General features: G+C 34.6%; 16 protein-coding genes and 1 tRNA gene. 3 read left to right on the top strand and 14 right to left on the bottom strand.

What is annotated here, in order from left to right; translation table 11 throughout:
• Window positions 1-422: 422 nt before the first annotated feature.
• From JJN12_RS13480 to JJN12_RS13465, 4 genes are all read right to left on the bottom strand, one after another.
• On the bottom strand, window positions 423-2141 hold the full coding sequence (locus JJN12_RS13480; RefSeq protein WP_208430169.1) for an ATP-binding protein: 1719 nt from the start codon (window positions 2139-2141) through the stop codon (window positions 423-425).
• Window positions 2142-2354: 213 nt separating this feature from the next.
• The gene (locus JJN12_RS13475) at window positions 2355-2558 is read right to left on the bottom strand and encodes a hypothetical protein (RefSeq protein WP_208430168.1); all 204 of its coding nucleotides are present in this window, start codon (window positions 2556-2558) and stop codon (window positions 2355-2357) included.
• Between the two features lie 60 nt (window positions 2559-2618).
• Window positions 2619-3236 (bottom strand): class I SAM-dependent methyltransferase, encoded by a 618-nt coding sequence (locus JJN12_RS13470; protein WP_208430167.1) that lies wholly within the window; start codon window positions 3234-3236, stop codon window positions 2619-2621.
• Window positions 3237-3650: 414 nt separating this feature from the next.
• Window positions 3651-4676: a PDDEXK nuclease domain-containing protein gene (locus tag JJN12_RS13465; RefSeq protein WP_208430166.1), complete on the bottom strand. Its 1026-nt coding sequence runs from the start codon at window positions 4674-4676 to the stop codon at window positions 3651-3653.
• A gap of 115 nt (window positions 4677-4791) precedes the next feature.
• Between JJN12_RS13465 and JJN12_RS13460 the strand changes: the two genes are divergently transcribed.
• Window positions 4792-4998: a hypothetical protein gene (locus JJN12_RS13460; protein ID WP_208430165.1), complete on the top strand. Its 207-nt coding sequence runs from the start codon at window positions 4792-4794 to the stop codon at window positions 4996-4998.
• 63 nt (window positions 4999-5061) lie between these two features.
• On the opposite strand, the gene JJN12_RS13455 is transcribed toward JJN12_RS13460, so the two are convergent.
• The 6 genes from JJN12_RS13455 to JJN12_RS13430 form a co-directional block, all read right to left on the bottom strand.
• Window positions 5062-5346, bottom strand: coding sequence for an RpnC/YadD family protein (locus tag JJN12_RS13455; RefSeq protein ID WP_208430164.1), 285 nt, complete (start codon window positions 5344-5346; stop codon window positions 5062-5064).
• Window positions 5347-5461: 115 nt separating this feature from the next.
• On the bottom strand, window positions 5462-6280 hold the full coding sequence (locus tag JJN12_RS13450) for a PD-(D/E)XK nuclease family protein (protein WP_328706825.1): 819 nt from the start codon (window positions 6278-6280) through the stop codon (window positions 5462-5464).
• A 517-nt stretch (window positions 6281-6797) separates the two neighbouring features.
• On the bottom strand, window positions 6798-8225 hold the full coding sequence (locus tag JJN12_RS13445) for an IS110 family RNA-guided transposase (protein ID WP_208430163.1): 1428 nt from the start codon (window positions 8223-8225) through the stop codon (window positions 6798-6800).
• Between the two features lie 81 nt (window positions 8226-8306).
• Complete coding sequence (locus JJN12_RS13440; RefSeq protein ID WP_208430162.1) at window positions 8307-8711, bottom strand: PD-(D/E)XK nuclease family protein; 405 nt, start codon at window positions 8709-8711, stop codon at window positions 8307-8309.
• Window positions 8712-8744: 33 nt separating this feature from the next.
• Window positions 8745-9242, bottom strand: coding sequence for a hypothetical protein (locus JJN12_RS13435; RefSeq protein WP_208430161.1), 498 nt, complete (start codon window positions 9240-9242; stop codon window positions 8745-8747).
• A gap of 139 nt (window positions 9243-9381) precedes the next feature.
• Complete coding sequence (locus JJN12_RS13430; RefSeq protein ID WP_208430160.1) at window positions 9382-9633, bottom strand: DUF1284 domain-containing protein; 252 nt, start codon at window positions 9631-9633, stop codon at window positions 9382-9384.
• A 116-nt stretch (window positions 9634-9749) separates the two neighbouring features.
• On the opposite strand from JJN12_RS13430, the gene JJN12_RS13425 reads away from it, so the two are divergent.
• Window positions 9750-10400: an IS1634 family transposase gene (locus JJN12_RS13425; RefSeq protein ID WP_456298510.1), complete on the top strand. Its 651-nt coding sequence runs from the start codon at window positions 9750-9752 to the stop codon at window positions 10398-10400.
• A 318-nt stretch (window positions 10401-10718) separates the two neighbouring features.
• On the top strand, window positions 10719-11375 hold the full coding sequence (locus JJN12_RS13420) for a hypothetical protein (protein WP_208430158.1): 657 nt from the start codon (window positions 10719-10721) through the stop codon (window positions 11373-11375).
• 144 nt (window positions 11376-11519) lie between these two features.
• Here JJN12_RS13420 and JJN12_RS13415 read toward each other — a convergent pair whose 3' ends face one another.
• The 4 genes from JJN12_RS13415 to JJN12_RS13400 form a co-directional block, all read right to left on the bottom strand.
• A complete protein-coding gene (locus JJN12_RS13415; protein WP_208430157.1) occupies window positions 11520-12551 on the bottom strand; it encodes a DUF4179 domain-containing protein in 1032 nt (343 codons plus the stop codon).
• Window positions 12544-13020 (bottom strand): RNA polymerase sigma factor, encoded by a 477-nt coding sequence (locus JJN12_RS13410; protein ID WP_236013953.1) that lies wholly within the window; start codon window positions 13018-13020, stop codon window positions 12544-12546. The genes JJN12_RS13415 and JJN12_RS13410 overlap by 8 nt, the downstream gene beginning before the upstream one ends.
• 66 nt (window positions 13021-13086) lie before the next feature.
• Window positions 13087-13593 carry a DUF2004 domain-containing protein gene (locus tag JJN12_RS13405; RefSeq protein WP_208430156.1) on the bottom strand — a complete coding sequence of 169 codons (507 nt, stop codon included), beginning with the start codon at window positions 13591-13593 and terminating at the stop codon, window positions 13087-13089.
• Window positions 13594-13783: 190 nt separating this feature from the next.
• Window positions 13784-13855 (bottom strand) — tRNA-Arg (locus tag JJN12_RS13400).
• Between the last annotated feature and the right edge of the window lie 84 nt (window positions 13856-13939).

Here is a 13939-nt window from a genome sequence, read left to right as displayed (position 1 = left end):
TTTTCTAACTTTCCTGTCATTCTCTGTCAAAATAAGAAAACCTGTTTTATCCCTTGTAAAAGTACCTGACGGTGCTTGTCCAGTGCCCGAAGCACCGAAAGGATATAACCATTCAGTTCCATAGAGTTCATGCCTATGTCTACCATTGTCAAAAAGCTTGCAACAATGATTGCTCTGTTTTCTTATTAGATTAAATATATTATAGCGTTAATTAGGTCGGATGTCGATAGGGTTTTGACCATTATTTTTATTATATAATTTCACCGCTCCTCAACTTTCGGTTTAACCTTCTCGTTTAAATTTCCGTTTAAATTTCTTTGTTTTGCTGTAGTTAAACGAGAAAAAAATCCCATTCTTTCGGGCTTTATATGATTTTTAGTTTTCTTTTCTCGTTTAAACCTTGTTTAAACCTCGTTTAAATTTCACTTACCTTGTTTAATTTTATCTGTCAAAATCCAAGATGATTTTTGTTGATTACTTGAATCAGTCCTTATGATACCTTGTTTTCGCAAAGAAGTAAGTAAGTTTCTAATCTTATCCTCTTTTTGCTTATCCGCCATAATGCTTGGAAGCTTATCCCATAAAAGAGTTTGAATATCTTTTCTCCTTGCGCTTCCATATTGCGCTAAATATTTTACAATCAAATCTTTATAGTATTGATCATCAAAAGCTTTATTTTTTACATACCGGTCTTTTTCTCCAATAGTTTCCGATATAGTGGCAGACAAGAATACATTAGGTATCTTTCCCTCTATTATCTTTAGCTTTCTTAAGTACTTCACTGCATCTTTATCAATCTTAATTCCCTTTTGTACGCAGTCAATTAAAAATACTGTTTCTAAGTCAAAATCAGGATTCTTGAACAATATCTGCGAATAATTTTCATCAAGAATTCTTCCGTATATACATACCTTAACTTGCTGGCGGTTAGAAAAGTCATAATCCGGAAGCGGAAAGTATCTCTCTTTTTGTATTCTAAACACCCTCCGTATTCCCGTAGACTGTGAATCAATCATATTTAATTTAACCATTGTCTCTGCCAACAATTGGTTGCGGTAAAATGGAGGATTATATCCCGGATTTAATATTGGCTCTATTCTTCCCGGTAAAAAAGAACCGGGATTTGTTAAAATAATTCTGTCTTCAAACTCATTTAAGTATATCCTTCCGCCATAAGTATACTCTGAATGTGCGATGCAATTGTTCAACAGCTCCCTCAATAGCCACATATCATACTGCTTTGTTTCAGTTGGAAAGAGAGTAAGCTGATTAGGCATGTACCGGTAAGTGAGATTCCTTATTTTCCCGAATAGCCTTTCGCTCAGGGTAATATATGGAATCTTAAATATTTCATAATCATTTACATCATTCTTTGAATCATATGTCCTCCATGATGCCTCTGGTACCGATTGAAACAGGTAATCATAATCTTCGTTGCCTAATAACAGCATAGCTGCATTAGTAAGCCTTCCATCTATCATTAACTTCAATTTTTTTAAGAACTGTTCATCAGACATCTGATCTACTTCTTCACTAATATACTGCTTATTCATCTTTTTCTTATAATTTTCTCGTGCAAGCTCAATTGCATTTTTATCTAAGTGCTTAATTGTTGCCCCCAGAACTATCTGTTTAGACCAGTCCTTTTTTTCTTGTCCCCTGATTCTGTCAATTTCGTCAACTGATAGTGCCCCTAATGACTCACCATTCCTGCCATAAAAATGATCATTCCATCCGGTAGGTGTTGCAGTTGTTGCAGCAGGAATTTGAAATAAAATTACTCTCTTTTTTTCACCATCTGCAAGCGGATAAACTTCATATATTTCTATAAAAGATATCCCTCCTGTTGTTCCCACCGAAATTTCCTGTTTAAGGACATCCAGTCCTTTACTGTTACGGTAATCTGAGCCAACTATCATTCTATCCTTATTTCTGACACCAAACACCAGCCAGCCATGCTGGAGTCCTTTAAGATTAGCTTCATTGCTGATTGCAGAAAAATATTGGCCTATCTTATTTTTGTCATAGTCTTTTCCTGCCTCTTTAAATTCTACAACTTCAGATTCCCAACTTAATATTAACTTATTGAGAATTGAACAAAGTTCAGAATCATTAGGTTTTCCTTCTAATAATAACTCCATAATGTCATTACCTCATACATATTCAAACATAATACCAATTTATCTGTTTCTAGTTATTTTATCACACAATTCTTAAATATAACAGATGTATCACCTGCATAATAATAGAAAAAACGATACTCCACGGATATTTCTATCCATAAAGTATCGCTCTTTTTCCTTATATCCCTACTCCTTCATAGTCTTAGCAAGGCTTGTAATCAGGGCTGCCATTTACAGGTTGCCAAGTACCTTCATCAGAAGGTTCGCATCCACTCCTTCAGGTATTGTTATCTTATTTTCATTCTCTTTGCTTTCTCCCATCTGTCCCTTCATATCCGGATTGATGTTTTTCTTATTATAAAAGGCAGCCTCTATCAGTTGTGCATTCTTTCTTCTGTCCTCATCAAATATGTGGCTGTATACTTCTGTCACCATATCAGCCTTTTTCAACTATAAGAGATAGCTATGTTATTTGTTAGCTCTATAACCTGTAAGTTATTTTTGCCAGGTGATAAGTCCTGCACAGTCAGACATTTTTTCAAATCGCATTTCTGGAAATTGACCTTTTAGCTCATCCCATACAAAATACATTTCATCATCGTCCCATTCATCTGCCGCAATCCGCATACATTCTTGAAGTAATGACCGAGTTTCAAATGCTATATCTCCGATATATATACATCCTCCCTCGTTCAACAGCTTAAATAATGATGTAATAAAATCTACTTTTTGAAAGTCTGTAAGATGATGGAGAGAATATGTAGCAATAATCGCGTCATACTTTTGTTTCTGTATCGGCTCCACCAAGCCATTGGAAAAATCGCCTTCATACAAACTTGCTTTAGGCATTTTCTCTTTTGCAATTTCAATCATTCTATCTGAAAAATCTTGTCCGTAAATCGTACAGCCGTTTTCATATAATCTTGAAGTCAGTACTGCTGTTCCAAACCCAATATCTAAGACAGTCTTCGCTGATGAACAAATTACACGATTATAGATTACATTAAGAATAGATTTGTAGCCTGCAAAAGGATACGAGCCATATTTGTCAGACAAACCTACACTCTTATCATAATCATCTGCCCATAAATCAAAACCTTTTTTATCTTGCATATTTCACCTCGATAACTTCTAATTTATATTTCATTATACCCTGTTAAAACATAAGTTTAAAGTCTTATTCTCCGCCAAACAAATATGTGTTATTTGAAAGTTTGTGTCAAGTACTCGTTGGCAAATTTCCTTACTTTTTCTTTTATCATTGTTTTTTTATTTTTTTGTATCACAAACAAGACTGTATGATTGGGAAGGGGGCAACCCCTTCTTTTTTTGCTATTGCCAATTATAATTATACACTAACAATAGCTTTACTTTTACCAGTAAATTTGCCACTAACCGTGACAAGTATTCAACAGCCTGCTACAATATTTAAGCTATTTATCATAGCTATATTGAGAAAGACCTTGAAGGACAATCTTGTGTGCCAAAGCGTCAGCCAAAGCGCCAGAGACATGTCGCTTTGGTTCTTTATTTTTTCTTGTATTCCTTTACTACTCTTTCTACCTGTTCTTCTAATTGTTCTCTATCCGGAATATATAGCGTATACTTAGAAGCAAATATCTTATTGGATAAACTGCCAAGTGCATATTCTGCCTGTATACTGTCTTTATCAGTACAAAGGATAATTCCAATAGGTTCATTATCCATTTCATCATTAACTTCGGCTTTATAGTAGTTAAGGTACATATTAAGCTGTCCTACTGCTTCCGGCATTAGCTTTCCTGTTTTTAACTCAATCAGAACATAGCTTCTTAGAATTTTATTGTAAAATACCATATCAACATAATAGTGGGTATTTCCAAGTGTTACCCTTTGTTGTGAGCCTACATACATAAATCCTTTGCCAAGTTCAAGCAAGAATTTTTCAATATGAGTTATTAGGGCTTTTTCTAAATCACTTTCCATAATTGGCTTTTCTTCAGGCAATCCTAAAAATTCAAATACATACGGATCTTTTATTACATCACTTGGAGTAGCTATTTCATTTCCCTTTAGAGCTAAATCTAATACTTTTTCTTTATTTTCATCTCCACTTGATAGCAATAATCTCTCAAATAATGATGTTTTTATTTGCCTTTTTAGCTCTCTTACAGACCAGTTCGCACTTACCGTTTTTTTTTCATAAAAACTTCTTTTCTTCTCATCGCTTATGGAAAGTAATTCACAATAATGCGACCAACTTAATTTTCCAGACACTGTCTGGAAAATCGGAAAACTCAAATAGAAATTTCTCATATTAAATAAGTTGGATTTTGAAAATCCCTTTCCATATTCTTTGGTAAGCCTCTTTGATAAGTCTGTTATTAACTGTTTTCCATACTCGGCTCTATCAGAATTTCCCTGTTCATCTTCTATGATAATTCGCCCAATCTCCCAATAAGTTTGAATGAGGATATTATTAACTTCTTTTGCAACACTATTTCTTGCATTATCCATCAATTCTTTAATGCTGCTATAAACATCTTTATGAATTTTATCTATTTCATTATTCATATAGCTACCACCTCTTTATCTGCTACGATTTTAATTATTTTAACACATATAAGTTGTATGGTACAGATATATTCTCAATCCGCCGAAAGGCATTACCAGCGAGGACATCCGTCACATGAGTGTTAGATACTTACTTGACAAGGATTACTTTCTAAACGATGAAGACACTTACGATGTAGGTAAAGAAGGTTTTATATCATTTAACCTCGCACCGCCTTGTTTTCTATGCCCGCATATTGGCGGGCATTACTGGTTTAAATGCCTTTACATCACTGAAAATGGAGGAATTTCTTATAAAATAAAAAGACAGCAAACCTCTTAGTTTACTGCCTTGTTTTCTATAATATCTTTCTTCAATAAAATATTTCTAAAAGCAAAATATTCCCTATAGCTTAGACACCTCATCTTCACTAAGTCCGGTAAATTTCATTATAAGTTCATTGTCCATCTTGCTATCCTTCATTTTCTTTACAATTTGTAATGAGTTTTCATATTTACCCATCGATTTGCCTTGTTCTATTCCTTGCTTTATCCCTTCTCTATATCTTGCTTTTAATACAAATTCCATTGCCTGCTCTTGCGAAAATACAGTCATCATAATGTCTTCGACCTCCTTCTTCTTTACTAAAAGTATATCCTTTAGTATATCATTATCTACACAATACTCCATTATCATTTTGAGTGTTGTAATATAATTCTAATAGGTCTTTGCAAGATAAATAAAAATCTGACTTACATACCAGGATTAAAGGTGCTTTAGACTTTCATAAAAATATCAGTCCATATTAATTTTTCATATAACCTGACAAAGGTTTTAATACATTGTAAAATATATTTTCTCCAATATACTTACTTTGTACATCCATCTCATCTATAAGTTCTAGCACCGAATCACTGTTTTCCTTAAAATTCAATTTACAGCCTTTTGTATTTTCGATATAAAACCATACAGAACGAGGGGAATAATGTAATTGAGGCAGATTTAGTTCTTCTATCTGTTTTATACAGCTTTTATAAAATTTAGGAAATAGCTTTTCAGCTTCAGTTTGTAGCAAAAATCTCTCTCTATATTCACAAAATCCAAAGCAGGCGTAAAGATTATGATCTATGACCAATTCGAATAATAAATAATATGTCTTTTTTCTATATTCTATTTCATCAATGTAAATATCAACAAAATTATCATAAAGTTGTATATCTAATTTACTTTTACGTTTTAAAATCTTTGTTGTATTTTTTAATAATTCCTCAGGAAGTTCTTTCATTTTTTCATCAAATCCATTTTTGATAAGTAATGCTGTCTTTGCCATATCTGTACTTATTATTAAATCTTTCACCTTCATCACCTCATCTTCAAGCTCAAGCATATGCCTGACTGATGCATCATATTGTTTTACAAAAGAGTAACTATAACTGTTATTGTCAACTATGTACATACAGGCTTGAAGCCAATTCAAAATATGCTTTTCAAAGCTTATTAAGCAAAGCTTTTCACTATTCATTCTCCCTATGCTTTGTTTTTCAGGCATACTTCCATTCAATGTTAAATAATATATGAGATAATCTTTCCCTTTTTTCTTACAAAATTTATCATACCTTCCTATAATGTCAAGCCCTAAATTATTGAATTTCAGGCTTTTATTTAAATATTTACCTCGTAAAACAGAGCAAAAAATGTATGACAGTCATTGTATTTTATACTGAACAGCTAAAAGAGAGTGTGGTTTATAAAGCATCCCATTGTTTTGCTTTATAAAGGCTATAAATACTCTGTTAACTATGATGGTGAACCTTCCGTGTCTAAAGGGATCGTATCCCAACTTCCTTCGTCCCACCTGTCCATACACCGAGTGCCTGCTAAGCTTTCTAACAGGGTCATGCCCTACGGAGAGAACTACTGCAAGCTACAGCTCTTGTTTGTTTTTTGATTTTACTGACCTGTCTACTCCGCAGGGTACGGATATTCCGTGGACGCTTACCCTGCCTCGCTTTGCTGGTCATTGTGATGATGTAGCGCTTGTAGCACTCCATCGTTATCGGGTTTCCTTCCAGAACCCTGCCCGATCTCGGAAGAATCCGACACCCGGCAAGGCTCTGGAATAAATTTTGCTGTCGACTGTCTTACGCTGCAGTCGATTCCTTATTTTCCGGACGTCTGATGTCCATCAACATCTTCTTCGGAGCATATTTCGTACCAGTATTCAGAATCGTATAGATAATCCTCAGAAGCTTGCAGGCTATCACAATCAATGACTGCATCTTTTTCAACGGATTATCGGCTCGTGTCGTATAATACATATGGAGTTCTTTGAATTCCTCTGCATGGGCCACTGCTGACTTTGCTGCCTGGAATAACCAATATCTGAGTCGTTTGCGTCCTCTATGACTGATTTTGGTTTCTCCCTTATGCTTTCCTGAACTGCATGCCACAAGGCCTAATCCGCTTAATTTCTGTATTTCCTTAACATCATCAAATCTTGAAATATCTCCCATCTCTGCAAGAATACCGGAAAGTGTATTTTCTCCAATCCCAGATATCTCCAGAACGTTACCTGTATGCGGTATCTCCTGACATTTCTGGTTGATCTGGTTCTCTATAACAGCAAGTTCAACATCCAGTTCCATGATTTTCTGCACGAACCACTTTACAGCTACCTTGCTTGCAATAGATCCATCCTTAATCCCAACACTTGCTTTTGCGTACTGTAAGATTTCTCTGGCTCTGCTGTACCCGCGTCCTCTAAGTTTAGCAGCATGCCAAATCTGTCTTATCCCTTCTTCTCCAAGTGCGGTCAGTTCATCCGGAAATGGTGCCTCTTTCAGCAGTTCAAGGCTAAATGCTCCATCGACTTTTCCCAATGCTTCCTTATACTCCGGGAAATATATCTTCATCTCCCTGTGCATCCGGTTGATTGTTCGAATTCTGTCTTCATTCAGTTGGTCTCTGAACATGGATAACCTACGAAGTTCAGCATAGATTTTTTCTGGAAGATATGGCATACCAAAGTTGCCATCCTTGACAAGATTTGCTATCAGTTTTGGATCCTTCCTGTCATCCTTGAGCTGGCTGTTATCTTCAACCTCCTTTGTCTGCTTAACAGCATAAGGGTTTACCTGAACAACACTGATTCCATTTGCAATCATCCAGGTAGCAAGGCAGAACCAGTAGTGACCGGTCGGCTCTAAGCCAAGTACTATCTGACTCTTATCATGTTCAGCAGCTATCTTTACTGCCCATTCTTTTGCACTCTGGAATCCCTCATAATCATTGTTGAAAGAATATGCGGACTTACTGAGTTCCCGTCCTCTGGTATCAATTGCTCTCACATAGTGCGTTTCGCTGCCTACATCACATCCCAAGATAAGCATGTCATCGCTGATAAAAGAGAGTTTTTTATTTTTATCGAACTTACCATTGGTTTCCAACTCACGCCAGGTTGAAGCTGTGAGATTTTCCTTAATCACCTCCGCTTTTTTCAAAAGCTCCTGCTGTTCAAAAATATTTGCTGTTACTACTTGATTTTTTTTCTTTGTGCCTTTAATATTCATTTTAGATACCTCTTGTATTTTTAGATTTTACCAACTGGCAGGTCAGTAATAATCTAAATTTACTTGAGGTATTTTTTTATGTCAATCTCTTGACCTATTTATAGTATACAGGAAGCTTTCTAACTGTCTATATCCATCTTCTGCATCTATTTTCATCTCAATAACTATCAAAAAATTTTCAGTTTCAATTACAAAATCTATTCTCCCTTCTTCAAAAACATATTCTCTGTATACTTTCCATAAGCATTCAGTATATTTTTTCGGTACTTTAATCTCTTTCAGAAATAAGTTTAAAAAATCGTTTTCTCCATTTTCATTATAAACTTTGTCTAACAAAAAATACATTATTTTTGAGTGAGCCTGTGCTTCATTTCGTTCTTCGTCGATTACTGCAAGAATATTGTAAGCTGATGTTTCTCTTGCCATATCAATTTTTCTTCTTTGGTCTACGATTTTTAATAAATCTTTCACTTTGCTATTGCTCATATAAACCTTTCCATATAATCAAAGCTTAATCTTCTAATCTTCTTCATAGCAAATTATATAAGCACTTATATTTTGGCCTTCCCCTGACCTGTTTAAAGGAATTGATAAGATATCTTTTCCAACATCTCCATTATAATATGCTTTTCTATCCTCAGGCGAATATAAATACATAGCCGCTGAGTAAGTATGGCCTTTTTCCAAATAGAGCTCAAATTGTACTTTTTCTGATTCTAAGTTCTTATTTGTTCCCATCCCTATATCTGTTGACTGGAAAATTCCTTCAAAAGAATGATTTCCTGCCTCAAGCGCCACTACCTTCTCAAGATTTTCTCCTGTTATAGGGCTGAATTCTGAGGCTTTCTGTCCATCTATACTTATATTTTTGCAATACAGATGTATAACAGCTTTGTCTTTGTTTCCCTCAGCAAAAGCCCCAGCCTTTGCTTTTCTCTTACTATTCATAATCATAAACGGTATAAAAAGCACTACCCATAAAATTAAAACAGCAGCAATAATGTAAATTGGATTCATAGTTTTTCCCTTCCTTTTAAGTAGCGTTATTTCAACGCCTTATTTTTCAAGATTATTATATAACTTTTAATGGGCTTTTACAAATATTTTTTATGTCTTTGTTTAACTTATTTAATTAAAACCGGCAAAGTTCATTCCACTAGCAATTACCACAAATTTCTTCACGCTTGCTTAAAAGTAAAATTTTTTCATAAACTTCTTTCTTAAAATCTAAATATGGCATAACAACTCCATCCTTAAATCCACATCTTTTAAGAACTTCTGTGTCATATCCGGTAACTTTCTTTTCTGCTTCACAGATTCCCTGTAAATTATGAGGGCATTTTGAGCAAATCGCATCTGTCTGTGAAGTAATACAGACTATGGGATTATTCTCCAGATTTGTTAGCATCTTTCCCATATAAGATTTATAAGGTTATCGAAGCAAGCACCCTCTTAGATGTAGGGCTTTATGAGGAAAAAATATTACAAAACGGTAAGATAAAAAAGATAAAATCCAAGGCATGACTGAAGCAGCATGTAAATATAACGTTTTCAAGAAAAAGTATGGAATATCAGAGATTTATCAGAAACCGCCAGATTGAAAGAGCAAAGTCAATCCTTGATAAAATGGATCCTGATGAATACAAGAAGGGACCAAATGACGTAACGCGCTTTATAAAGAAAGTTGGTAAAGTTAAAATCACATACGAAATTGACAATGACAGAATCCGTGAAGAGGAAAAGTATGACGGTTTCTACGCCATAGCAACAAATTTAGATGACGATGTCAAAGACATCATCGCAATAAACGAACAGAGATATCAGATTGAAGACTGCTTTAGGATACTTAAAACAGACTTTTCATCAAGACCGTACTTCCACAGGAATATAGGAAGAATAATTGCCCACTTCATGATTTGTTATACAGCCCTGCTGATTTACAGGTTACTGGAAGTCAAACTGAATTCATTCAATAAAGAAATCTACCCCACAACACACAACATAGTTGAAACAATGCAGAATATGCAGGTAGCAAATATCTCTGACATGGCATATGTGTCACAATATACCGGTTCCAAAGCACTGACAGCACTGGAAGGAGTATTCGCCCTTGGTCTTGACCGCAAAAACTTCCTACCGAAAGACCTTAATAAAAAATGTCGTAAAAAATTTTAAGATAAGCTTTGGATACAACATTTTTACAGCACTTAAAAAGGCGTAATATCCTTTAATTTTCAAGGGTTTACGCCTTTTAATATTTTTTTACTGTCGAAAACGGGATTATAGCGTGTAACAGGTCGGAGGTCTATGGGGTTTTGACCATTATTTAAATATTTTAAATAGCATTATCTTATTCTGATAAGTGACATCATAAGTGACATTTCGTGTCACTTATGAAATTCATTGTTGAAATATCTTGTAATTGTGATATAATATTTACATATTATATTGTTATATTTCGCATCAAACATATCAAAGTGAGGTGGATAATTTATGACTTATACAGACTATATTCGTGAGCTTTTATTGCAAAAGCCGATTGGAATGCCAATATATACAAAGATAATTGCTGCTTCATTAGCAGAAAAATTTAATTTGAAAGATAAAGATGCTGTAGCAGCAACTGCTGTGGCAATGAAACGCATTATGGATTCTAAAGTGATTCCTGAGCTCAGATTCTACCAGAAAGGAATTTATTTCAGAACAGTTACCACTCCGTTTGGAGAAAGAGGAATCAACAAAGAGAGCCTGATAGCTGATAAGTATTTGCTACCAGACAAAGGATATGAGACTGGATTTGCCCTCCTTCATGATATAGGGCTTGCAACACAAATGCCAAAAGAGCGTGTTATTGCCACTAATATGGCAAAAGATTGTACTCGCATGGATAAAAAATTGGGAGTAACAATCCGTCCTCCAAAAGCGGAGATTACTGCTGAGAATAAATCATATTTACAGACGCTTGATACGCTTGAGCTTTTGGATAAAGCTCCCATTGATGCAGAACATCCGTATTCCGTTATTGCCAGCCATATACACAAACTTAAGCTGCAATATGAAAAGCTTCTGTTCTTAGCAGACCGTTATTATAATAAAAATACAGTAATTCAGCTTGCACATACAGCAGGAGAAGGAGGCTATGCACTATGAAACTCCATATTGATATATTCATATGATAAATATATACCCAGTATAATAGCTTATTAAAGCCTACTATACCGGGTATATTACTTTATCTACCATAAGTTTATTATATTCTATTTACCATTTCTATATACATTCATTTACAATCCTCTATTTATCTATCGTAATATCAGCTGAAACTATAGCGTTTTCCTCTGATACTTTTTGTGTCCCACAGGCTAAACCGTCCTCACCTAAAGTAGGGCTGTCTACCACATATATATGCAGGTCATTATTTACGCGGATTCTTGGAATCTGTGTAATACCGGAAGTACGACCATATTCTCCCTGACTTGATATATCTTCATCTGCATATCCATCTGTATAAGTCCGGACTTCATAACTCGTTGTGTCACCATAAATATCAGGATAAGAGGTGTATATTGTTACATAGATCGGAGTAACAACAATCTTATCAATAGTATGGCCTTTTGCCTCTTTATTAATTTCATAAGTTACAACATCACCCGAATTTACATTTATTGACGGAGCAAAATGCCAATCCCCTTTTACATACTCTGTGTCTGCCTTTCCGGTAATTAAGCTTACAGAGTTTATTTTCATATCAAGCATAAACTTATCCGGAAAAACAGCCCCACTTAACGAAAAAGATTTTACACCTACAAAAGTAAAAGCATCTGTAAACTTACCTTCTAAACCGGTTAAGCCGGAATCATTCAGTGGCTTTCGTCCCTCACTGCTCTCAATATACATTGTTCCATCATAGTTTAACTGGCTTTTTATATATTCATCTGTTGTCCATGTGTCAAAAGCAGTTTCACTTTCTATAACAAAGCTTACATATAAATTAACACCATCACAGTATGCTTCCGACATTGTCATGGTTATTCCATTATCAGTAACTTTGTCTCCTATCTTAAAGGCATAGTTCGAGTACGCACCACCTGTATGAAGCCTGTCTTGGATAAAAGCAAACGCATTTCCGACAAAAGGAAGATTTCTTGCATATATCGGCATAAACACATTAAGTGATAGTCCTGTAATAATTATTGCCAACAAAATAGCTGCGGCTGCTTTGCTAAAATATTTAACCATCTTTTTTCTTTCACGATAAGACAATGCCTCCAACAAATATTCATCACTGATATTTCCCACAGCATTGAGAAATTTATAATCACTCATGATAAAACTTCCTTTCTATCAACCAGCTCCCTAATTGCTTTCTGATTCTGCAAAGTATAGTTTCTACCTGACTTTTTGACATTCCACACTCTTCTGTAATTTCTTTTACACTCATCAGCTGCCAATACCTTAAAACAAAGATTATCCTCTTTTTCTTTTTCAATCTTCCAAGAAACTCATCTATGCATTGTGACAAATCAGATTCTTTGTCATCCCTTATATGAAGTTCTAAATCAGAAACTTCATTTAATACATCCTCATAATATATTGTTTTAGCAAAGTCCCGCTTCTCTGCCCGATAATAATCAAGTTTTTTCATGGCAAGGTTTCTTGTTATCTTAAGACAAAATGCTTTAAAGTTTTTAGGCTCTGCTGGCGGTATTGACTTCCATAATCCTAAGTAGGTGTCATTCTCACATTCTTCTGCATCAGAATTATTCTTAAGAAGGTCTTGTGCAACAAAAAACAGTAAACCAATTTGATTTACTGTTTTTTGAAATATTATATGATGACTGTTATCTATTTTTTATTTAGATTAACTTTCATGTGTTACATAAAATACCTGTTTTTCTAAATTAAAATAAATAACCATCAGTTCATCTGTTAATTCCGGATTAAAACTTAAATCCATAATAAAAGCTTGCTGATTTGTTTTATTATCAATTAAGCTCCCAAAACGTATCATTTTTAAAAAATCTACCATTTCTATAAATGTTATTGTATCAACATTACTTGAAGGAAACAGCTCCAATACCGTATCAGCATCCATTTCATCTCTATGATATTCCATAAAATATGCAACAGTGCCATAGTATTCATTTTCCTCATTCGATAATGTATTTTTCAAAAAATCTTTAGCTGCTTCTACTAATGTATCCACTTCATCTATAATAGAGGCTACAATCGCCATAGCTTCATCATTTGAGGTTAATTCCTCTTCAACATCAAAGTAAAAAGAACTATTAATTTCCTCTGGTGACAAAAAAATTTCTTCTCCTTTTTCATATTCAATGGTTGGATAATTATTACTTTTTAAATTCATCTCAATCTCCTTAAATCTGTTGCAAAGTTGAAACTATTCATCATAACTGTATCAAAATACCTTCTTTTAGTGGACACCTTGAGGGACATCTGGCTGTCATTCCAGGTGCCAGCCGAAGTGCCGAATCATAAATATAAGTTTTGCATGAAAAAACGGTAATAATCTTATCTTCATTACCGCTTACAATAAATGTTCCCTGCGGGAATCGAACCCACAACTAGTGCTTAGGAGGCGCTTGTTATATCCATTTAACTAAGGGAACAAATGGCCTTGCCACCTCAACTATTATAATAAGGCAGGGACGCAAAGTCAAGAGAAATTAAAAATCAGATATGTCTGTGTTATT

This window comes from Catonella massiliensis (genome assembly GCF_016651435.1).
Classification (GTDB): domain Bacteria; phylum Bacillota; class Clostridia; order Lachnospirales; family Lachnospiraceae; genus Catonella; species Catonella massiliensis.
Note: the sequence above shows the minus strand (reverse complement) of the source record. Positions and strands in the feature narration are given on the sequence as shown.

What these genes read in the sequence shown, in the direction of transcription:
- JJN12_RS13465 (WP_208430166.1), bottom strand. Translation starts at nt 4,676, where the DNA reads ATGAATAATGAAATAGATAAAATTCATAAAGATGTTTATAGCAGCATT.
- JJN12_RS13440 (WP_208430162.1), bottom strand. Translation starts at nt 8,711, where the DNA reads ATGAGCAATAGCAAAGTGAAAGATTTATTAAAAATCGTAGACCAAAGA.
- JJN12_RS13420 (WP_208430158.1), top strand. Translation starts at nt 10,719, where the DNA reads ATGACTTATACAGACTATATTCGTGAGCTTTTATTGCAAAAGCCGATT.
- JJN12_RS13480 (WP_208430169.1), bottom strand. Translation starts at nt 2,141, where the DNA reads ATGGAGTTATTATTAGAAGGAAAACCTAATGATTCTGAACTTTGTTCA.
- JJN12_RS13430 (WP_208430160.1), bottom strand. Translation starts at nt 9,633, where the DNA reads ATGCTAACAAATCTGGAGAATAATCCCATAGTCTGTATTACTTCACAG.
- JJN12_RS13435 (WP_208430161.1), bottom strand. Translation starts at nt 9,242, where the DNA reads ATGAATCCAATTTACATTATTGCTGCTGTTTTAATTTTATGGGTAGTG.
- JJN12_RS13475 (WP_208430168.1), bottom strand. Translation starts at nt 2,558, where the DNA reads ATGGTGACAGAAGTATACAGCCACATATTTGATGAGGACAGAAGAAAG.
- JJN12_RS13470 (WP_208430167.1), bottom strand. Translation starts at nt 3,236, where the DNA reads ATGCAAGATAAAAAAGGTTTTGATTTATGGGCAGATGATTATGATAAG.
- JJN12_RS13460 (WP_208430165.1), top strand. Translation starts at nt 4,792, where the DNA reads ATGAGTGTTAGATACTTACTTGACAAGGATTACTTTCTAAACGATGAA.
- JJN12_RS13415 (WP_208430157.1), bottom strand. Translation starts at nt 12,551, where the DNA reads ATGAGTGATTATAAATTTCTCAATGCTGTGGGAAATATCAGTGATGAA.
- JJN12_RS13445 (WP_208430163.1), bottom strand. Translation starts at nt 8,225, where the DNA reads ATGAATATTAAAGGCACAAAGAAAAAAAATCAAGTAGTAACAGCAAAT.
- JJN12_RS13455 (WP_208430164.1), bottom strand. Translation starts at nt 5,346, where the DNA reads ATGGAGTATTGTGTAGATAATGATATACTAAAGGATATACTTTTAGTA.
- JJN12_RS13405 (WP_208430156.1), bottom strand. Translation starts at nt 13,593, where the DNA reads ATGAATTTAAAAAGTAATAATTATCCAACCATTGAATATGAAAAAGGA.